The following is a 22,031-nucleotide window of genomic DNA, read 5'->3' on the forward strand; positions in this document are numbered from 1 at the left end:
TTCCCCCAAAATGGGCATGAAAAAACACGCAAAATTAAATTTTGCGTGCGTCTTCATCTGCCAGTGTTCGTATCAAGTAGTACAAGGCCAGTTTCACGGCACGGATGCGGTTTGTATTCCTCATCCCGGATAACTGAAGGCGATGGGCTGTCGTTCCTTCAGCGCTCGCAATGCCGATCCATACCGTGCCGGCTGGTTCTTCGCCGTGTGCATCGGGCCCAGCCGCCCCGGTTAAACTGACGCTGATATCGGTATTGAACTTCTCCCGGACAGCCTCAGCCATCGCTGCAGCCGTTTCTTCGCTGACGACGGAATGCTCTTTGAAAAATTCTTGTATCATGCCGAGCTGTTGGATTTTCATTTGTTCGTTATAGGTGACAACGCCGCCATTCAAGACAGCACTCGCCCCTGCGACAGAAGCAAGCTCAGACTGGAACAGGCCAGCCGTCAAGCTTTCTGCCGCCGAAACCGTTTTGCCTTGCTGTTTCAACAAATCGATGGCTTTCGAGGCAAGAGAATCATCATCATAGCCGTACAGATAATCACCGACGCGCTCCAGGATTTCTTCTTTTGCGCCGTCAATCAGTTTCCATGCCTCATCGGTGGTGTCCGTTTTTGCCGTGATGCGCAACGTGACTTCGCCGGCGGATGCCAGCGGAGCAATCGTCGGGTTGGTCTGCTTATCCAAAATATCCTGCAAGCGGTCTTCAAGTTCCGCTTCCCCGATGCCGTAGAAACGCAAGACATGCGACAGGATAACATTTTCCTCATTGAGCATGCGCACCAATTTCGGTTTCGCCTCGAACTGGAACATCGGCTCCAATTCATGCGGCGGCCCAGGCAGCAGCATATACATATGATCACCGTTTTGATACATCATTCCCGGGGCCATGCCGTTTTCATTGACCAGTACTTCGCTGCCTGCAAGCACGAGCGCTTGCTTTTTGTTGTTGTCGGTCATCGGGCGGCCGGCACGTTCGAAAAACGCAGCAATCGATTCCATCGCCGAATCATCCATCGAAAGCGTCGTGCCCAAATGGTGGGCGATGGTCTGTTTTGTCAAATCGTCTTTCGTCGGCCCGAGCCCTCCGGAGAAGATGATCAGGTCTGCACGGGATTCCGCGACAGCGATCGTTTCTTTCAAACGCTCGGGATTGTCGCCTACAACCGTATGGTAATAGACATTGATGCCGATTTCAGCGAGATGCCCCGAAATGAAGCGGGCATTCGTATTGGTGATCTGGCCGAGCAGGAGCTCCGAGCCAACTGCGATAATTTCAGCGTTCATAGCGGTCTTCCTTTCGTGTAGCGCTTATTTGGAGGTCATAAGCCCTTTGCGGTTGGCGTAGAAATAATCCCATCCGGACCATACCGTAAACAGCAATGCGATATAAAGCATGATCTCGCCGAATGGAATGCCGATTAATGTGAAGAGCATATTGTAAAGCAATAGCGAAATGATCGCGAATAGTTGAGTGACGGTCTTGATTTTGCCCAAGTTGCCGGCTGCCACGACTTCTCCTTCACCCGCTAGCACTAAGCGCAGGCCTGTGACGGCGAATTCGCGGCTGATGATGACGATGACGACCCATGCCGGCGCGAAGCCAAGTTCGACCAGAATGATCAATGCCGCAGAGACGAGGAGTTTATCGGCAAGCGGATCCAAGAACTTGCCGAAAGTCGTAACTAAATTGTATTTGCGCGCATAATAGCCATCGACCCAGTCAGTGGCGGACGCGAAAATGAAGATCATAGCGCCGATGAAATGCGCCACCGGCAGCGTTGCTCCTAGAAGCGTCATATCTCCCCAGCCGAAATCGATGAGCATGAACGCCATAAAAATCGGGATAAGCAAAATGCGTGAGATGGTAATTTGGTTTGGAATATTCATTTGTTTTTCTCCTTTCAATCCTTGCAGAAAAGTAGCCATCGGGTGATGGCTACTCAGCATCATCAAAACGGATGACGATGTTTTGCGGTTTTCGTTCTTGTTCATACGGCACCGTTTCGCCGTTCAGTTCAATTGACAGCATTGCATAATCCCCGACGCGCATGAAGATTTCTGTTTCCTCAGACACATCAATGGCTTCCGTCTCACCTGCCTCGAACACGCGGGCGAGGCTCAGTAATTCTACGCCGCCTTCATTTAAGACGGTCAGCCAGGAGGATCCATCTGCCGTGAATTCAAGCTCTCGGTCAGCTGGGCCTGAAAACGTATAAGTTGTTGTCTCACCCGATACGCTCTCGAGTTCCAATTGGGCTTGTGGCTCTTCGGGCTCCGGCTGCTCTTCCGGTTCATCAACTGGAGCTTCTTCTTCCTCAGCAGCTTCCGGTTGTTCTTCCGGTTGTTCAGCCGGTGCCTCGTATTCCACATCGCCGCCTTCTTCTTCCTGTTGGACATCGTTCCCTGACGTGCTGAGCAGATAGAAATACCAAATGACCAATAGTATGAAAACGATAAATAAGGCCACCAACACTTTCGGCATGGATTCTGCGACGGGGCCGGAGCTGCGTTTTTTCTTCTCGGGCCTGCGCGTCAAATGCTCTGCAGGAACAGCTTCCGGTGCATCTTCCGGCAATTCGTTTTTGTGCTCCCTTAACAGTGCATCGCCGTCCAAACCGACCGCCTGCGCATAGCGCTTGATGAATGCACGCACATAAAAGCCGCCAGGAATGGCCGAATAATCCCCTGTCTCGATGCCTTCCAAATGATGCTTTTGGATTTTCGTCCGTTCATTGAGCTGTTCTAGACTTAAGCCTTGCTCCAGCCTTGCCTGTTTCAGCTTCGTGCCCAATTGTCCCATCGTCATCACCTGCCTGGTTAAAAATTGAAACCGTCGCCGAACATATCCATCTGGTCTTTATTGTCCATAAACGTGTTTTTTTCCAATACTTCATACGTGATTTTTTCTTCGGGATGATGGCGCAATTCGATAATATAATCGAAATCATCGATGCTGTACTCGGAATGCTCGACGAATTTATCGGGGTGCTCGACCACTTTGATGGTCGGCATGCGCATCATCTCCCGCACGAGCTGAAGATGGCGTTCGTCGGCTGACCGCCTGGTAACGATGCCGTCTAAAATGAAAATATTATTATCGTTGTGCTCATCGCCCATTAATTGGTTGCGGACGGTCTGCTTGATCATCGTGGACGACAGGAAAATCCATTTCTTATTGGCGCTGACGCTTGCGGCGACGATTGACTCGGTCTTGCCGACACGCGGCATGCCCCGTAGCCCAACCAATTTATGGCCTTCCTGCTTGAAGATTTCAGCCATGAAATCGACGAGCAGTCCGAGTTCATCCCGCACAAAACGGAATGTCTTGCGGTCGTCTGCGTCGCGTTGAATATAACGGCCATGCCGCACAGCGAGAATATCCCGCAATTTCGGTTCGCGGAATTTCGTCACCGCGATGGTTTCGATTGTTGAAAGGATCTGTTCGAAGCGTTCGATCTGCACGTCATGCTCTGCACGCAGCAACATGCCGCGGCGCCCCTGGTCCACGCCGTTAATGGTAACGATATTGACGCGCAGCATGCCGAGAAGCGATGCAATGTCCCCAAGCAGTCCCGGGCGGTTGACTTGGATTTCATACTCAAAATACCATTCTTTCATGCTTCACTCTCCCTTCACATACATGTGTCACCTTAAGATCCATTGCCTTCATGATAGCCTACATCGACAATGATGAAAAGCTCGCCTGTGCTAGATCAACCAGCCGCCATTGACACGGATCGTCTGCCCGGTAATATAATCCGCTTTGCCGCTGGCTAAAAACGCCACTGCATGGGCGATATCTTCTGGTGAACCCGCCCCAAGCGGTATCTCTTCTTCGAGCTCCAGCCAGTCTTCATCTGTCAATCCGGCATTCATCTTCGTGCGGATCAACCCTGGCGATACGGCATTGACGCGTGTGCCGGATGGCGCCATCTCTTTAGCGTAAGCTTTCGTGAATGCGAGCTGTGCGCCTTTTACGGCTGAATATGCCGTTTCCATTGAAGCGCCCGTTTCGCCCCAGATCGATGCAATGAAAATGACGTAAGACTTTTCATGCCTTCTCAAATAAGGCGACAACAGCCGGACCGTCTCGATTGGATTCTTTACATGGACGCGCCATAAAGCGTCTTGATCGGCGCTGCTGGTGTCCTGCAATAAGCCGGACAGCGCGTGCCCACTCGCACACACGATGCACGAGCTGTCGAACACTTGGCTTGCGACTTGCTGGGCGCCGCCGTCTTGCGTGAAATCGGCCTGTACCGCAATAAATTCCTGCAGCGGGTAGTGCACGCTGAGTTCCTGCGCAAACAGTTCAAGGGCGGTTGAATGGTAATGAAGATAAAGCGACCAGCCTTCCTCTGCCATCTGCTTGGCAATCGCGCCGCCGATGTCTCCCGACGCCCCGAGAATCAGAGCAAATCGCTTCACGCCTGTTCTTTCTCCGGTGATTTGATCGTAAAGACCGATTGCTGGCTTTCTGCACTGACTAAAGCGAATGCTTCCTGCAAATCGGCCACTTCAATCTGTTCAAGCACCGGCACGACATCGAAAAGGTTCAAGCCGTTGAACGCATACTGTGTAAATTGGTTGGCGATATATTCCGGTGAATTTAGGGCGCGCATGAAAAAGCCGATTTTCTTGCGGCGTACGCGGTCCAGGTCTTCTTGACCGAACGGCCATTTTTCCACTGCCTGATGGATCGCTTTTTTAACTTCTTGCGCAAATTTCTCAGGGTGATTCGTATCCGTCCCGATCAGTGCATAGCCGAATCCGCTTTCCAACGAATAGTCGAATGAATACGATTCATCGATCCAGCCGTTCTCGTATGCTTCATGGTAGAAATTCGAAGTTCTGCCAAATAATAATTCGTAAGCGAGCTGCGCAGACAATTCATGCTTGAGCATTTCCGGGCCGTGCAAATCAAGCCGCTCCGGTTTGATTCCGACAAAGACTTTCGGTTTTTGGACCGCCATTTCCAATGTGCGTTCCTTGACTGCCGCTTCCTTCGGCTCATCGGGGAAAATACGCTCGATCGGTGCAGGGGCATCGAATGTTTTCGCTGCTTGGTTATCTTTGACGAATTGCATCATGCTGTCGGGTTCGACGTTTCCGACGATGAATAAAGCCATATTCGACGGGTGGTAGAATGTGTGATAGCACGTATAGAGATGCTCTGCCGTGATGTGCTGAATCGACTCGACTGTGCCTGCAATGTCGATTTTCACCGGATGGTTCTTGTATAGATTCTCGATCATGCCAAAATACAAACGCCAATCGGCCTGGTCGTCATACATGGTGATTTCCTGTGCAATGATGCCTTTTTCCTTTTCCACTGTCTGTTCAGTGAAGTACGGGCTTTGGACAAAATCCAGCAAGGTCGTGACGTTTTCCTGGATGCGGCCTGTCGCTGAAAAGAGATATGCCGTCCGTGTGAACGAGGTGAACGCATTGGCGGAAGCGCCATTTTTGCTGAACTCCTGGAAAATGTCACCTTCTTCTTTTTCGAACATTTTATGCTCGAGAAAATGGGCAATCCCGTCCGGTACTTGAATCGCTTCTTTTTCACCAAGCGGCACGAAATGGTTATCGATCGAGCCGTATTTTGTAGTGAAGGTCGCGTAAGTTTTGGAAAAACCGCGTTTTGGCAAAATGTAAACCGTCAAACCATTCGGCAATTGTTCGTGATAGAGTGTTTCTTCAAGTTGATTGAATTCCATTTTATTCATCGCTTGCTTCCTCCTTGCCAGACAAGAAATACGTCATTTGCAAACTCATATTGTTTGCTGCTTGCGCAATCTGCTCTTTTGTTACACTTTCCCATCTTCCAATCAAATAGGCAGGCTCGAAGTCTTCCGAGAGTTCCATGTATTGATCGTAAATGTCGATTTGGCCTCTTGCCGAATCGAGCGCTTCTTTTAACTGATTGGTAAGCAATGCTTTCGTCTGCTCCAACTCGGTATCGGTAATATGTCCTTGCTTGATTTCATCCAATTGGCCCAGGATCAGCGAAACCGCTTTTTCTTCCAGCTTGCGGTCAATCCCGGCAAGGACAAACATCAAGCCGAACTGCGATGCATAGGAACTCGAGACGTAATACGCCATGCTCTCCTTCTCACGGATATTCGCGAACAATTTTGAATGCGCATATCCACCGAAAACACCGTTCATCAATTGCATGACCGGGAAGTCCTCATCGCGGAAGGTGACCGGCGTGAAGAACATCATATGCAGTTTTCCTTGTTTCATGTCCTCGTATTCCAGCACGCGGGACTGTTCGGGCGGCTGCAATTGGCTTTGCGTTTTTTCAGGAAGCTGCTTGCGGTCGGCAAAATGGAAGTAATCACGGATATGAGATGAAATCAATTCCGGTGAAACATCTCCCACTACGTAAATCTCCACTTCATTATTTTCCAGCATGTGATGATATGCAGCGACAAGCGATTCATTGGTCACTTGCTTGACTTGATCGATCGAACCGTTCGAAGTGATCGAAGCCGGATGTCCCGGAAGCCCAAGTTCCATCATGCGCTGCTGAGCGTAGCGGGTTTTGTCGTCAAATACCGATTCAATCCGCTGGACGATGGATTCCTGTTCGCGCTTGAAAATGCTCTCCTTGAACTGGCCATTTTCAAAATTCGGCTTGAACAAGACGACATACATCAAATTCATTACTTTTTCAAGAACGCCTTTATCCGATAGATATTGGTCATTGACAGTTTCAACATTCAAATTGACGATATGGTCGTCTCCGCGTTTGGTGGAATCTATGTATAATGACGTTCCGTATAAATCATCAAGCACCATGCGCAGTGCTGTATGGGATGGGTACATTTCATTGCTGTGCTGCAAAACATTCGCCAGGATTGCGCGCTCGGAAGCATTTTTCACGGTGAGCCGGTCCTTGAAGCGAATCGAGAAATTTATGGTCTTGAATTGCGTCGTTTCATGTACGTGGACATGGACGCCTTGTGCGATCTTCTTTGTTTCAAACATGTTGGATCCCCTCTCGTGATTCTTACACTAACTATACCGGACTTTTTCCTTTAAATGCAATGAAACCGGAGGAAACAGCTGGAAAAAAGCAGGCGAATTTCGAGCTGCTCCACGATTTTGCGATTTCCATACCCATTCTTAGCATCCTGCGCTTTATTTAATGAAGGGTTTTTACTAATCGACTGTGCCCGCTGCTCGATTTTCTCCACAAAAAAACTGGCGGAGAGATCCCCGCCAGTTGCTTTTCCCGCTGATATGCGATGTTGTTTTTAACGCTGTCCTTTGATATACGGTTTGCCGTTCGCTTTCGGAGCATTGGCGCGGCCGATAAAGCCAGCTAGCGCGAAGATCGTCAAGACATATGGCAAGATCAACAAGAAGACGTTTGGAATTTCTTGAATATATGGAATCGAAGAACCGACGATGCTCAAGGATTGTGCGAAGCCGAAGAACAAAGCAGCGCCCATCGCACCGAGCGGATGCCATTTCCCGAAAATCATCGCAGCAAGTGCCATGAATCCTTGGCCGTTGATTGTTGCATGACCGAAGTCGCCAGTAATCGTCTGTGCGTAGATCGCACCGCCGATTCCCGCAAGAGCCCCAGAAATCATGACTGCAACATAGCGCATTCTCGCAACGTTGATCCCCATTGTATCAGCTGCCATCGGATGCTCGCCGACCGCGCGCAAACGCAAGCCGAACGGCGTCTTGTAGATGACAAACCATGCCAGGATTGCCACACCGATTGCAAAGAATGAGGTGTTGTAAACCGATGTGAAGAATAATGGACCGATGACAGGGATCTCAGATAACACCGGCACGTTATAGCGTGCAAAGCGTTCGCTGATGAAATCCGTCTGGCCTTTATCGAAAATGCTCTTCACCAAGTAAAGGGCCAGTGCAATCGCCAATAAGTTGATGGCGACACCTGAAACGACTTGGTCTGCGCGGAATGAAATCGATGCAACAGCGTGCAGCAGCGACAACAAAAGCGCTGCGACCATCGCTGCGATCAATGCCAGCCACGGGGTCATGCCGCCGAATGTATCGGCAAACAGCAAGTTGAACAAAATTCCCACAAATGCGCCGATGACCATCAAGCCCTCAAGGCCGATGTTGACGACACCTGAGCGTTCAGAGAACACCCCGCCGATTGCGACAAGAATAAGCGGCGCTGCATAGAAAATTGCCGAAGGGACGATGAAATATAGGATTTCCAAAAAGCTCATATCACTTCGCCTCCTTCTTTTTGCCGGCCGCTCGGAGCAGCAGCAAACGAATGATATAGCCGGATGCTACGAAGAAGATGATCACGGCGATGACAATTTCAACAATCTCGATCGGAATGCCCGCAGCATTCGGCATATTAAGTGCGCCGTATTTTAAGGAGCCAAATAACGTGGCCCCGAAAATGACACCAAGCGGCGTATTCATCCCGAGAAGCGCAACAGCGATGCCGTCAAAACCGATTCCGGTGAAGCCGCCTTTGGACGAAACATACTCAAACGTCCCAAGCGCTTCCATTGCGCCAGCAAGTCCGGCAAATGCACCGGAGATGACCATTGCCATAATAATATTTTTATTGACATTCATTCCTGCATATTCAGAAGCATGCTGGTTAAAGCCGACCGCTTTCAGCTCGAAGCCGAGCGTCGTCTTCTCCAGGATGAACCACATGACGGCGACCATGATCAACGCCAGCAATAAGCCCAAGTGCAAACGGGAAAATTCCGTCAAGTTCTCCAGGAATTCAGAACGAAGGGATGCGCTGGCGAAAATTCGCTCTGTGCGGTCTCCCCCTTCGGATACCGTTCGGATCAAAGCATTGGTAACGTGAAGGGCAATGTAGTTCATCATGATGGTGACGATAACTTCGTGCACGCGGAACTTGGCTTTCAATAACCCCGGAACAAAGCCCCATAATGCCCCCGCTACAGCCGCTGCCAAAATCGCCAGCGGCAAATGGATGATTTTAGGCAGTTCAACCGCTACGCCGACATAAGCTGCAGCGAACCAGCCAACGATCAATTGCCCTTCGACCCCGATGTTAAAGAGCCCTGAGCGGAAAGCGAATGCAACGGCTAAACCAGCCAATAGATAAGGTGTAATTTGGCGAAGCGTTTCGCCGATTGTGTAAAGGTCTCCAAATATACCGTTCCATAATGCGGCATAGCCTTCAATCGGGCTATAGCCGCTGACGAGCATGATGATCGCGCCTACGATCAGGCCGAGCACGACGGAAACGATCGGGACCAGCAAGTTTGTCGCTCTATTCGACACGGTGCTTCCCGCCTTTCTTGTCTTTATCCGCATGTCCTGCCATGAGAAGACCCAGTTGTTGTTCAGTCGTTTCTTCAGGAATGACCACGTCGACGATTTCACCGTCATGGATAACGGCGATCCGGTCGGAGACATTCATCACTTCATCCAGCTCGAAAGAAATCAATAGCACCGCTTTTCCGTTATCGCGCTGTTCGATCAAACGGCTATGGATAAATTCGATTGCCCCTACATCCAAACCGCGCGTCGGGAGCGCTGCAATGAGCAGGTCCGGATTGCGGTCAACTTCACGGCCGATAATCGCTTTTTGCTGGTTCCCACCGGATAACGCACGTGCCGGTTCATGAGGTCCTTGCGTCCGGACATCGAAATCCTTGATGATTTGCTGGGCTTTTTCTGTAATTTTGTTATAGTCCATGATTCCCGACTTCGAGATTGGCGCAGTATAGTACGTTTGCAGCGCAATATTATGGCCAATCGGGAAATCGAGCACCAAACCGTGCTTGTGACGGTCTTGTGGAATATGGCCGACGCCGGATTCAGTCACTTTCCTTGGCTTCATGCCGGTTACGTCCTTGCCATGAATTAGCACTTTGCCGCTTTTGACTTTGCGCAATCCGGTAATCGCTTCGATCAATTCCGATTGGCCGTTGCCATCAATTCCCGCAATTCCGACAATTTCACCTTTGCGGACAGTCAGATTCAAATTCTTTACCTTGGCGATGCCACGGTAGTCTTCGACAACAAGATCTTGGACGGTCAAGGTTTCTTCTGTTGGGAATGCCGGGCCTTTTTCGGTTTTGAATGTCACTTGGCGGCCGACCATCAAAGCAGCCAATTCGTTCGGGTTCGTTTCCGCCGTGGTGACGGTACCGATTCCCTGGCCTTTGCGGATGACGGTGACACGGTCTGAGACGTCCATGATCTCTTTTAATTTATGGGTGATGAGAATGATCGATTTGCCTTCAGCGATCAAACGTTTCATGATCTGGATCAATTCCGTGATTTCCTGGGGTGTGAGCGAAGCAGTCGGCTCATCGAATATGAGGATTTCCGCACCACGGTAAAGTGTTTTTAAAATTTCCACGCGTTGCTGCATACCAACTGAGATGTCTTCGATGATGGCGTATGGATCGACATTCAATCCATATTGCTCTGATAATTTCGCTACTTTTTGTGCGGCATCTTTTTTGTTCGTCACGCCCATCTTTGTCGGCTCGCTGCCGAGAATGATGTTTTCGGTGACACTGAAATTCTCGACCAGCATAAAGTGTTGATGCACCATTCCGATTCCGAGATCGTTCGCTACGTTCGGATTGGAAATATCTACTTTCTTCCCTCTGACGCGGATTTCCCCGCCTTCTGGTTGATACAATCCAAACAAGACATTCATCAAGGTGGATTTTCCTGCCCCGTTCTCACCGAGCAGCGCATGAATTTCCCCTTTTTCAAGCTGCAGGGTGATATTGTCGTTGGCGACAAAGTTCCCGAACTCTTTGCGGATATTCAGCATTTCAATAACATATTCCACGGTTCTCACTCCCTCGGAGACTGGTTAGTTCTTTGTTTAAATGAATTAATACATGAAAGGCTTCTTTTATCAGAAACCTTTCATCTATTAATCTTTCGAAAAATAGACGAAAAAAAATCATAAAGACCGGATACCCGGTCTTTATGATGACCGTATTTGACTACAGCTTATTCAGAGACTGTTTCAGGAACTTCGATTTCTCCTGAAATAACTTTCTCTTTGTATTCTTCAATCTGGCTCATGACATCTTCTGGAATCGCGCCGCGTGAATCCGCAAGGGCTACCCCTTCATCAGACAAGCCGTAAGTGATAGTTTCCCCGCCTGGGAATTCACCGTTCATTGCTTGTTCTGAGATGTCGATAACCGCATTGTCAACGCGCTTCAATACAGAAGTCAAAGTAACGTTCGCATCGCCAGTCTGGCCCTCTTCGTATTGGTCAGCATCAACGCCGATAACCCATACGTTTTCGTCAGGATTGGCTTCTTTGCGTTCTTTGGCTTCAGTGAATACGCCGTTACCAGTTCCGCCTGCTGCATGGAAAATAATATCAGCTCCAGCGCTGTACATGCGGTTTGCTGTCGTTTTACCCAATTCCGCTTTATCAAAAGCACCTGTGTATTGAACATCGACTTCGATTGAATCATCAACAGCTTTTACGCCTTCAAGGAATCCAGCTTCAAAGCGCTCGATAACCGGGATTTCCATACCGCCGACAAAACCGATTTTGTCGGTTTCAGTCATCAATGCTGCAGCTACACCTGCAAGGAATGCGCCTTCTTGCTCTTTAAACATGACGCTTGCCACGTTTGGAGCATCCACTACTGCATCGATGATAGCGATTTGTGAATCCGGCTGCTGCTCAGCGATTTCCTTAACAGCACCTTCCATTAGGAAGCCGATACCGAAGACGACGTCAAAATCACGGCGGATCAAGTTGTTCAAGTTGGTGTTGTAATCAGCGTCGGAAGCGGACTGGAGGTAATCAAACCCGCCATCGCCTTTTTCAAGGCCATTGTCTTCACCGAATTTTTGGATGCCTTCCCAAGCTGATTGGTTGAAGGATTTATCATCCACACCGCCGACATCTGTAACCATCGCTACAGAGAAATCACTTGCTTCTTCAGTGCCTTCTCCGCCTTCAGCAGAGTCGCCGCCGTTTGAAGTGTCTTCTTCGCTTCCGCATGCCGCAAGAACTCCAGCCGCCAGCATTAATGATAAACCTACGCCAAATTTACGTTTAATCAATGTGATAACCCCCAAGGTTTTTTTGATAATAGCAGGAATCAGATGTTTACAGCCGTTTGCGAACTACGTGAAAACTGAATTTATCAGCCCGGAAATAGTTCTTGGAATACAGCACCAAGCGATCGTTTTCATCGTAATGATGCTGTTTTAATACGAGTAATGCAGTTTCCGGGTCGCATTCAAGAATCGGCGACGCTTCTTCGTGATACCCTGTTGGGTCAATGAAGGTGACCGCATACGAGATGCGGATATCGCCGGATTCTTCAAGCGCCGAGAAGATGGAACTTTCTTTGCGTCCGAGAAAACCTTCTGGCATATAGACGGAAGGCACTTTGTCGATGCAATAGACGACAGGCTCCCCGTTTGCCGTTCGGACGCGTTCAATGGAAATGACAGTATCATCCGGATTGCAATGAAAGCGGTTAACATCTTCTTCAGAACAAATGGACTCCGAAGTGCTTAAGTAGACCACTCCGGGTTCCATTCCCGCCTGGCGGATCATATCGGAAACGCTTGTCAATTCCTCGATGCCCGATGAAAAGACCGGTTTTGAATTGACAAACGTCCCGACTCCGTGGCGCCTGACGATTACATTATCTTCTTCCAGGAGCCGCAGCGCCTCGCGTAGAGTCGCACGGCTCACTCCAAGTGATTTCGATAATTCGAACTCGGATGGCAATTTCTCTTTCTCTTTATAGACACCCGAAGCAATATCCTGCTTCATTCGATCGATCACTTGGAGATACAATGCACGGTGATCCGATTTGATTGTCATACGATTCACCACCCATGACAGAGATCAGACATCTGATGTAAAACATTCCTACTAATCAGAATTACTATACCATTTAATAGAAATGAAATAAATAGCAATTTGTCGAATTCTGCGAATTTTCCTCCACAAGCTTTCTCAAATACTAAACATTTTGTCACAAATCAGCCATTGGCGGGTTAGTATTCTTCCTGCTTAGGAACCAGGACATGGCGTGGCTTACTGCCTTCATAAGGTCCGACGACCCCGCGCTGCTCCATTTGGTCTATAATCCGGGCGGCACGGGAATAGCCGACACGGAACCGGCGCTGCAACATGGAAACGGATGCGGTCTGCATTTCTGTCACCAATTGAACCGCTTCGTCGTATAATTCATCAGTTTCCTGGTCGATGCTTATCTCTTCCACATCCGACGGGATCATGTCTTCCTGGTATTGCGCTTTTTGCTGTTCGATGGAAAAGTCGACGATTTTTTCCACTTCGGTATCTGATAGGAACGCTCCCTGTACGCGTACCGGTTTTGACTGTCCGGCACCGAGGAACAGCATATCGCCGCGGCCGAGCAATTTCTCTGCCCCGCCCATGTCGAGAATGGTGCGTGAATCGATGGCGGATGACACCGCAAAGGCGATGCGCGACGGGATGTTCGCCTTGATAACGCCGGTGATGACATTAACACTCGGACGCTGTGTAGCGATGATCAAATGGATGCCCGCAGCACGCGCCATTTGTGCAAGGCGTGTGATGGCATCTTCCACTTCGTTGGACGCGACCATCATCAAATCCGCCAATTCATCGACGATGACGACGATAAACGGAAGTTTTGGATGCTTTTCTTCGTTTTCTGCATTGAATGTGTCGACATAATCGTTATAGCCTTCGATATTGCGTGTGCCGGTATGGGAAAACAGCTCATAGCGCCGCTCCATTTCCGAAACGATTTTCTTCAATGCTTGTGCCGCTTTACGCGGGTCCGTTACGACCGGCGCGAGCAGATGGGGAATGCCGTTATAGACATTCAGTTCAACCATTTTCGGATCGATCATCATCATCTTCACTTCGTGCGGCTTGGCGCGCATGATGATGCTCGTGATGATGCCGTTGATGCATACCGATTTCCCGCTGCCTGTAGAACCCGCAACGAGCAGATGGGGCATTTTATTCAGTTCGGTCATAACGGCTTGGCCCGTCACGTCTCGGCCGAGCCCGAACAATAGTTTCGAGTCGGGGCGGTTGTTTTCTTCCGATTCCAGCACTTCTCGAAGGCTGACGACTGCGACTTCCGTATTCGGCACTTCAATGCCGATCGCCGATTTCCCGGGGATCGGGGCTTCGATGCGGATATCACGGGCGGCAAGTGCCAAAGCCAAATCGTCGTGAAGGCTGACGATTTTGCTGACTTTCACGCCGACATCCGGCAGCACTTCGTATTTCGTGACGGCAGGGCCCAAATGGACTTGCGTCACTTTCGCGCGAACTCCGAAACTTTGAAAAGTTTTTTCAAGTTTTTTGGCGTTTTTCTGGATGCCCGAATACTCGCCACTTTGGTCGCTATGCGGCGGTAAGGTCAAGAGATCGATCGGCGGCAACGCATAATCTTCATTTTCCGCTTCCTCTTTCATCGACATGACCGGCTCTTTCAAGATCTCCCCGGTTTCCGGATCGACGTGCCTGATTGCTTCAGAAGCTTCGGTTTGCGGCTGTTCTTCTTCCACATTCTGACGCTTCGGCTTGACCTTTTCCGTAAAGGCCGAAATGATCGGCTCTTTTTCCGCTTCCTCTTCCGGCTCGCGCTCGGTCTCCTGATCAAAGACCAGCGTCGTCTCTGTCTCTTCCAGCGCATCGTCATAAGCTAATTGCTCGTTCATTTCCAATACTTTTTCAGGCGCATTTTTTCTGCGAGGCTGTTTTTTCGCCGGTTTGCGTTCCGGCTTAAAGCGTTCTGCGAGAGACCGCATCGCTTCGCCAACGACTGGCAAGCGCTCTGCAATTACTGGTGCAGCCGTTTTGCCGGTCAAGATAATGGCGCCGATCGATAATAAGATGATGGCGATGACCCATGTGCCGGCTGTCGCAAACAGCACGTGAAGCAGCGCATATAGCACAGCGCCGAAAAAGCCGCCGCCAGTCGCTTCGTAATTGCCCCAGATCGTGCCGGTCATTTGCGTCATCTTCGATGTTTCCGACAAAACATTTGCCGAAGTGATCGGCAGTATGGAACCTGCTGCCCAGATCAAATGGCTGATCAATAAAGCACCGGCAAGGAGAAACACCGAACCTGCTGCAATTTTTGCACGGATTTTCGGCAGCCCGCGTTTGACCATAATGTGGAGTGCGGCTGCGATCAATGCAAGTGGTGCGAGAAAGGCTAAATAGCCGAGCAGATACTCAGCCATATTGTTGAACATGCGGCCGATCAAGCCGAGCCTAAAGACCATCAAGATTGCGATGCCGATCATGATGAGGCCTGTCACTTCATAGGCAATCATTGGCACCGGCTGGCGCTTCTTCTTCGCTTTCGGTTTCGGTTTTGTGCGCGGCTTGGTACGCGGCTTTGTGGTAGTGGTTTTTTTGTTCGTACGGCTTGGCGCCATGGGATTCCCTCTTTTCTTACGTAATGAAAAAGGATTCCTGCCGATAAAATCGGTATGGAATCCCTTTACTTGTATTCTTAGTATTCCATGATGATCGGAATGATCATCGGACGCCGCTTCGTCTGCTGGTACAGATACGAATTGAGCGTGTCGCGGATTTCCTGTTTGATGTTGTTCCATTCGAACGCATCGCGCGTCACGTATTTATCGACGACTTTGCGCACCAATTGGCTCGATTCATCAAGCAATTGCTCCGATTCACGAACATAGACAAAGCCTCTGGAAATGATTTCAGGCCCTGAAGCGATGCGTTTTTCCTTGCGGTTCAAGGTAACAACGATGATAAAGATGCCGTCTTGAGACAAAAGCTTGCGGTCGCGGAGGACGATGTTTCCGACATCCCCGATGCCGATTCCATCAATCAGGACATTGCCCGTCGTGACACGGCCGCTCATGCGGACTTTTTCTTTTCTGTATTCGACGATATCGCCTTTATCGGCGATGAAGATATCCGATTTCGCGATGCCGACTTGTTGTGCCAATTTCGAGTGGGCGATAAGCATTTTGTATTCCCCTTGGATCGGGACAAAATACTTCGGCTTCATCAAGTTCAGCATCATTTTCAAATCTTCCTGGCTGCCGTGGCCGGAAACGTGGACTTTCTTGTTCGATGTCAGCACTTTCGCGCCGGCTTTCGCCAATTTGTTCATAGTCTGGAACATCGGCACTTCCATGCCTGGAGACGGTGTGAACGTGATCAATACCGTATCCGTTTCATTGATGCGGACATCTTTATGCTGGCGTCTGACCATTTTATCGAGCGCTTCAAGCGGTTCGCCCTGGTTACCAGTCACGATGATGACGACTTCATCGTCATTGTATTTTTCCAAGTCTTTCAAGGAAATGACCGTCTCTTCGTCAACTTCTAGATACCCAAGGCGTAAGCCGACTTCATAGCTCTTCTCCAGGCTTTTTCCGATGACGGCGACTTTCTTGCCCGTTTGATGCGCGATGTCGAACACTTGCTGGATACGGATGAAGTTGGATGAATAAAGTGATACGAGAATGCGCCCCGGTGCCTGGTGGAAGGCCGTCAAGATATGATCGGCAACGACCGTCTCAGACGTCGTATAGCCTGGGCGTTCGGCTTCGGTGGAATCCGACAGCAGCATCAAGACGCCGTCTTCGCCGAGTTTTGCCATTTTGGCGTAATCCGGGCGGTAGCTGCCTTGCATCGACTGATCAAATTTAAATTCACCGGTATGGACGATTGCGCCTTCCGATGTATGGAAGACGATGCCGAGAGCGTCCGGAATACTGTGTGTCGTATGGAAAAAGGTGACGTGTGTTTTATCGAAATTCATGCGGCTCTTGTTGGTCACTTCAAAGAATTTATGGTGCTTGAGCGAACCGAGTTCTTTCACGTGTTCTTTGGCCAGCGCGATGGTCAGCTTCGAACCGTAGACCGGCGCTTGGACTTTCTTCAATAGATATGCAATCGACCCGATCGCATCTTCGTGGCCGTGCGTCAGGAAAATTCCTTTGACACGGTCTTTGTTTTCTTCGAGATACGTGACGTCCGGAATGACGATGTCGACGCCAAGCATCTCATCTTCCGGGAACATCAACCCGCTGTCGACGACGAACAGGTCATCATCGATATCGATGACGTACATCGCTTTCCCGATCTCTCCTACTCCGCCAAGCGGAATGACTCTAATGACTTCGTTTTTAATTTTACTCAATTGATTTCCTCCTAAAAATATTTCACCCGTACAGATCCATAGACTTCATTATACGGTAATCACCGGTAACAGTCCAAAGAAAAAATATCCGCAGCCACTCCCCCCACATGGCTGACGCAAAACCATCCGTTCGTGAAACAAAAAAAGCCACCCAGAGACACGAGGAAGACATGACTTCCAAGCGGCACCGGATGGCCAAAGGTTTCACATGCGCCAGCAGATCACCCGCTACCGGATGATTGCCTGACAGCTTACAGCAATTGTTCTTCGATGAGCGCTTCGGCGATTTGAACCGAGTTCAGCGCCGCGCCTTTGATCAAATTATCGGAGACGATCCACAAATGATAGCCGTTCGGATTGTCGAGGTCTTTGCGGATACGGCCGACGAACACCTCGTCTTTCCCGGCTGCCATCAACGGCATCGGGTATTCCTGATTGGCGGGATTGTCTTGTAGCACGACGCCTGGCGCGCCGCTCAGCGCCGCTCTCACTTGCTCGAGGGACGGTGCGTCATTCAGTTCCACATAGACGGATTCGGAGTGGCCAGTTACGACCGGCAAGCGCACACATGTCGCCGCGACTGCCAAGCCTTGGTCGCTCATGATTTTCTTCGTTTCGTTAATCATTTTCATTTCTTCCAACGTATAGCCGTTGTCTGCGAATTGGTCGATTTGCGGCACTGCGTTGAAGGCGATCGGATAATGGCGATCGGCTGACTTCACAGGCAAGACCTTCGCTTCGGCAGTTGCTGCGTTCTCAAAATCCGCTGACTGTTCTTTCAACTCATTGATTGCATCAATTCCTGCACCAGAAACCGCCTGGTAAGTGGAAACGATGATTTTCTGCAAGCCGAACTGCTCTTTTAGCGGCTGCAATGCGCACACCATTTGGATCGTCGAGCAATTTGGGTTGGCGATCACGCCGGAATGGCCTTTTAGCGCTGATTTATTCACTTCAGGGACGACGAGCGGTACATCTTCATTCATGCGGAATGCACTCGTATTGTCGACGACGACTGCGCCGCGTTTCACGGCTTCAGGTGCAAACTTTTCCGAGATGCTGCCGCCTGCGCTGAACAAAGCGATATCCACACCTTCAAATGATTCGGGCACCGCTTCCTCTACTGTATAGGATTGTCCGTTGAATTCGATTTCCTTGCCGGCAGAGCGTGCAGAAGACAGGAATTTGATGTCCCCTACAGGGAAATTGCGCTTCTCCAGCTGGTCTTTCATTTGCTGACCGACGGCACCGGTTGCGCCCATGATCGCTACATTATAGGTTTTCACTCGACTCTCTCCTTCTTGGCTAATTTGCGTTATTGTAACATAATTTATCGCGTTAATGTGACAAATTGTCGCAATTCCTGCTGTTTCATTGGGAACGGATGATGGAGACGGCAGGCGCAGTGACAGTCAATTGCATCAAATCCAGCACATGCTCACGCTTCACTGCATCGATCAAGTGGATGATGTCATCCGCGGATTGATGTTTGCCGTGCAGCAATTCATATTTGCCGTTGCGGCTCATTCTGGAGCCTGTGCTTTCTAGCCCAAGCAATAAATTGCCTTTTAATTGCTCACGTGAATCCGTAATTTCCAAGTCGCTGATGTCCCCTTCTCGCATGCGCTGCAGTGATGTGCGAATCAGTTCTTCCACTTCCCCGACTTGATGATCGGCAGTGCCCCCGTAGATAGCGAGCGTGCCGTGGTCCGAATAAGCGGAATGGTAGGAATAGACTGAATAGGCAAGGCCACGGTCTTCTCGGATTTCTTGGAATAAACGGGACGACATCGAGCCGCCGACGATATTGTTCAATACCGCCAAAGCAAACAGTTGGTCGTCCTGCAGCGACAGCCCTGGATATCCAAGACAGATATGGGCTTGTTCCGTTTCTTTATGCTTGATCGATTGGCCAGGCACGAACGTAGGCATGACATGAGCATTTTCCGGGCTTTTCCGTTCAAATGACCCGAATAAGGTTTCGATTTGGCTGAGCAATTTGCCATCGATATGGCCTGCCACCGAAATGACCGTATTCGATGGGGTGTAATGACGTTCCATATAATCCAAAATCTGCTGTCTTGAAAAACGGTCCAGTGTTTCGGCGGTACCTAAAATCGGTGCGCCGATGGCATTGTCGGGATACATGACCCGCCATAATTGTTCGTGGACATCGTCATCCGCCATATCTTCGGTCATGCTGATCTCCTCTTTGACAACAAGCCGCTCTTTATCGATCTCTACTGAATCCATCACTGAATTGAAAAACATATCCGCCAAGACTTCGACTGCAAGCGGCGCATGATGGTCAAGCACTTTGGCGTAATAGCACGTATATTCTTTTGAAGTATAGGCATTCAAATCGCCGCCAATGCGGTCGAATTCCCGCGCGATATCTTTGGCACTTCGTTGTTCGGTGCCTTTGAATAAGAGATGTTCAATGAAATGCGTGATGCCGTTTTCTTCCGGGCGCTCATCACGTGACCCTGTATTGACGAAAACCCCGACCGCTACGGAGCGGAAATGCGGAATATGTTCAGAAACGATGCGCAAGCCATTTTGGCAAGTATAAGTGGTAACCATTGAAAGCCCTCCTGTATATGAAAAAAATTGCCGGCGAGTGCCACCGGCAATTTTTTCAATCTGTTTTCATTTACTGTTTCAAGCCTTTTCGGCTGCTTCTTTTTCTTCTTTCAAAACCGTTTTACGGGACAAGTTGACGCGTCCTTGGCGGTCGATTTCGATGACTTTGACTTTGATGATATCGCCCATCTTCAAGACATCTTCCACTTCTTTCGTCCGCTCTTCCTGGATTTCAGAAATATGGAGAAGCCCGTCTTTGCCAGGGAACAATTCAACGAATGCGCCGAATTTTTCGATGCGCTTGACTGCGCCTTCGTAATATTCGCCGACTTTCGCTTCGCGTACGATATTCTCGATCATCGCTTTCGCTTTGGCGTTCATTTCTTCATCAACAGAAGAGATGAAAATCGTGCCGTCTTGTTCGGTATCAATCTTGACGCCTGTTTCATCAATGATTTTATTGATGACTTTTCCGCCAGGCCCGATGACGTCACGGATCTTATCCGGATTGATTTTCACCATGATGATCTTCGGCGCAAATTTCGACAAAGTCGTGCGTGGTGTATTGATTGTAGCAATCATCGATTCGAGAATGTGCAAACGGCCGATTTTCGCTTGCGTCAATGCTTCTTCTAAGATCTCGCGGGACAAGCCGTCGATTTTGATATCCATCTGCAAGGCTGTGACGCCTTCTGCCGTTCCAGCGACTTTAAAGTCCATATCGCCGAGATGGTCTTCCATCCCTTGGATATCGGAAAGAACCGTGTAGTTCTCGCCTTTTTTCACAAGGCCCATCGCGATTCCGGCAACAGGTGCTTTAATTGGCACACCTGCATCCATCATCGCCAAAGTAGATGCACAGATACTTGCTTGTGATGTGGATCCGTTCGATTCCAATACCTCGGAGACCAGGCGGATCGTATAAGGGAAATCTTTCTCATTTGGAATGACTGCTTCAAGCGCACGTTCACCTAGAGCGCCGTGGCCAATTTCGCGTCGGCCGGGGCCGCGCAAGAAGCCGGTTTCCCCAACGGAGAACAACGGGAAATTATAATGGTGCATAAAACGCTTCGTCTCTTCCAAGCCGAGGCCATCGATGATTTGCACATCGCCGAGAGCGCCTAGCGTACAGATGCTCATCGCTTGCGTTTGCCCGCGTGTAAAGAGGCCGGAGCCGTGAGTGCGCGCAAGGACGCCAACTTCAGAAGAAAGCGCACGGATTTCAGATGGGCCGCGGCCGTCCGGGCGAATCTTTTCATCGGTAATCAGGCGACGAACTTCATCTTTGACCATTTTATCGAGCACTTGGCCCGCTTGTTTCTTGATATCGTCTTCCGAATCTGCGTATGCTTCAAGCGCACGTTCGCGGACAGCTGCAATGGCTTCATTGCGTGCCTGTTTTTCGTTCACTTGAACGGCAGCATTCATGTCTGCTTCCACAGCTGTTTTCAGATCAGCCGTCAAGTCAGCGTCCAGTTCGTATAGTTGAACTGCTGATTTTTCTTTGGCTACTTCTGCAGCGATCTCTTCCTGGAAAGCGATCAATTTCTTGATTTCTTCGTGGCCGAACATGATCGCTTCAAGAATCACTTCTTCGGACACTTCTTTGGCACCGGCTTCTACCATATTGATGGCGTCTTTCGTACCGGCAACCGTCAAGTTGATCGAGCTTTTCTCCATTTGCTCGCCTGTTGGGTTGATGATGTACTCGCCATCAACCATCCCGACGATGACGCCCGCGATCGGCCCGTCAAATGGAATGTCTGAAATCATCAATGCTAAGGAAGACCCGAACATTGCTGCCATTTCAGATGGGCAATCCTGGTCGACGGACATAACCATTGAAATGACCTGTACTTCGTTGCGGAATCCGTCTGGGAATAACGGGCGCAACGGACGGTCGATCAAGCGGCTGATCAATGTCGCTTTTTCGGATGGGCGTCCTTCGCGTTTAATGAAACCGCCCGGGATTTTCCCGACAGCGTATTGGCGCTCTTCGTAGTTCACCGTCAGCGGGAAGAAATCCAAAGGCTTCGGTGATTTTGATGCGGTTGCAGTGGACAGCACTGCTGTATCGCCATAACGGATCAATGCCGCTCCGTTTGCTTGTTTTGCCAGTTGACCGACTTCAACCTTCAGTTCGCGGCCAGCCCAGTCAAATGTGTAAACCTTTTTTGTTTGCTCCATAGTCGAGCTCCTCTCTTACTGTGTTTCGTGTAGTATGTATCTTTAAATAGTGTAGCAAAAAAACACATCAAGTGCGATTCAATGATAAGTTTTAA

17 protein-coding genes are annotated in these 22,031 nt (G+C 49.6%); all 17 read right to left on the bottom strand.

The genetic code is table 11. The features are described 5' to 3' along the window. Nucleotides 1-34: 34 nt before the first annotated feature. A complete protein-coding gene (locus tag AUC31_RS08295; RefSeq protein ID WP_058380493.1) occupies nt 35-1,288 on the bottom strand; it encodes a competence/damage-inducible protein A in 1,254 nt (417 codons plus the stop codon). A gap of 24 nt (nt 1,289-1,312) precedes the next feature. Beyond that, nucleotides 1,313-1,891, bottom strand: a complete 579-nt coding sequence (pgsA, locus tag AUC31_RS08300) for a CDP-diacylglycerol--glycerol-3-phosphate 3-phosphatidyltransferase (protein ID WP_058380492.1) — start codon at nt 1,889-1,891, stop codon at nt 1,313-1,315. A gap of 49 nt (nt 1,892-1,940) precedes the next feature. Further along, a complete protein-coding gene (locus tag AUC31_RS08305; protein ID WP_058380491.1) occupies nt 1,941-2,804 on the bottom strand; it encodes a helix-turn-helix domain-containing protein in 864 nt (287 codons plus the stop codon). Nucleotides 2,805-2,821: 17 nt separating this feature from the next. Then, entirely contained in the window at nt 2,822-3,622 is an 801-nt protein-coding gene (locus AUC31_RS08310; protein WP_058380490.1) for a YmfK family protein, read from the bottom strand. Between the two features lie 90 nt (nt 3,623-3,712). Further along, nucleotides 3,713-4,432 carry an elongation factor P 5-aminopentanone reductase gene (gene ymfI, locus AUC31_RS08315; RefSeq protein WP_058380489.1) on the bottom strand — a complete coding sequence of 240 codons (720 nt, stop codon included), beginning with the start codon at nt 4,430-4,432 and terminating at the stop codon, nt 3,713-3,715. After that, the gene (gene yfmH, locus AUC31_RS08320; RefSeq protein WP_058380488.1) at nt 4,429-5,730 is read right to left on the bottom strand and encodes an EF-P 5-aminopentanol modification-associated protein YfmH; all 1,302 of its coding nucleotides are present in this window, start codon (nt 5,728-5,730) and stop codon (nt 4,429-4,431) included. Before yfmH ends, ymfI begins: the two co-directional genes overlap by 4 nt. Further along, nucleotides 5,723-6,997: an EF-P 5-aminopentanol modification-associated protein YfmF gene (gene yfmF / locus AUC31_RS08325; RefSeq protein ID WP_058380487.1), complete on the bottom strand. Its 1,275-nt coding sequence runs from the start codon at nt 6,995-6,997 to the stop codon at nt 5,723-5,725. The genes yfmH and yfmF overlap by 8 nt, the downstream gene beginning before the upstream one ends. 269 nt (nt 6,998-7,266) lie before the next feature. Then, nucleotides 7,267-8,226, bottom strand: a complete 960-nt coding sequence (locus AUC31_RS08330; RefSeq protein ID WP_058380486.1) for an ABC transporter permease — start codon at nt 8,224-8,226, stop codon at nt 7,267-7,269. 1 nt (nt 8,227) lies between these two features. Further along, nucleotides 8,228-9,277: an ABC transporter permease gene (locus AUC31_RS08335; RefSeq protein WP_058380485.1), complete on the bottom strand. Its 1,050-nt coding sequence runs from the start codon at nt 9,275-9,277 to the stop codon at nt 8,228-8,230. After that, entirely contained in the window at nt 9,267-10,808 is a 1,542-nt protein-coding gene (locus AUC31_RS08340; RefSeq protein ID WP_058380484.1) for an ABC transporter ATP-binding protein, read from the bottom strand. Before AUC31_RS08340 ends, AUC31_RS08335 begins: the two co-directional genes overlap by 11 nt. 167 nt (nt 10,809-10,975) lie before the next feature. After that, nucleotides 10,976-12,055 (bottom strand): BMP family lipoprotein, encoded by a 1,080-nt coding sequence (locus AUC31_RS08345; protein WP_058380483.1) that lies wholly within the window; start codon nt 12,053-12,055, stop codon nt 10,976-10,978. 46 nt (nt 12,056-12,101) lie between these two features. Continuing rightward, nucleotides 12,102-12,830 (bottom strand): GntR family transcriptional regulator, encoded by a 729-nt coding sequence (locus AUC31_RS08350; RefSeq protein WP_058380482.1) that lies wholly within the window; start codon nt 12,828-12,830, stop codon nt 12,102-12,104. Nucleotides 12,831-13,006: 176 nt separating this feature from the next. Continuing rightward, entirely contained in the window at nt 13,007-15,421 is a 2,415-nt protein-coding gene (locus tag AUC31_RS08355; RefSeq protein WP_058380481.1) for an FtsK/SpoIIIE family DNA translocase, read from the bottom strand. 77 nt (nt 15,422-15,498) lie between these two features. After that, nucleotides 15,499-17,166, bottom strand: coding sequence for a ribonuclease J (locus AUC31_RS08360; protein WP_058380480.1), 1,668 nt, complete (start codon nt 17,164-17,166; stop codon nt 15,499-15,501). A gap of 251 nt (nt 17,167-17,417) precedes the next feature. Continuing rightward, the gene (locus AUC31_RS08365) at nt 17,418-18,428 is read right to left on the bottom strand and encodes an aspartate-semialdehyde dehydrogenase (RefSeq protein WP_058383622.1); all 1,011 of its coding nucleotides are present in this window, start codon (nt 18,426-18,428) and stop codon (nt 17,418-17,420) included. 109 nt (nt 18,429-18,537) lie between these two features. Beyond that, nucleotides 18,538-19,749, bottom strand: coding sequence for a M16 family metallopeptidase (locus AUC31_RS08370; RefSeq protein WP_058380479.1), 1,212 nt, complete (start codon nt 19,747-19,749; stop codon nt 18,538-18,540). A 78-nt stretch (nt 19,750-19,827) separates the two neighbouring features. Continuing rightward, nucleotides 19,828-21,936: a polyribonucleotide nucleotidyltransferase gene (pnp, locus tag AUC31_RS08375; protein ID WP_058380478.1), complete on the bottom strand. Its 2,109-nt coding sequence runs from the start codon at nt 21,934-21,936 to the stop codon at nt 19,828-19,830. Nucleotides 21,937-22,031: the final 95 nt, after the last annotated feature.

The sequence above is a fragment of the Planococcus rifietoensis genome (assembly GCF_001465795.2).
Taxonomy (GTDB): domain Bacteria; phylum Bacillota; class Bacilli; order Bacillales_A; family Planococcaceae; genus Planococcus; species Planococcus rifietoensis.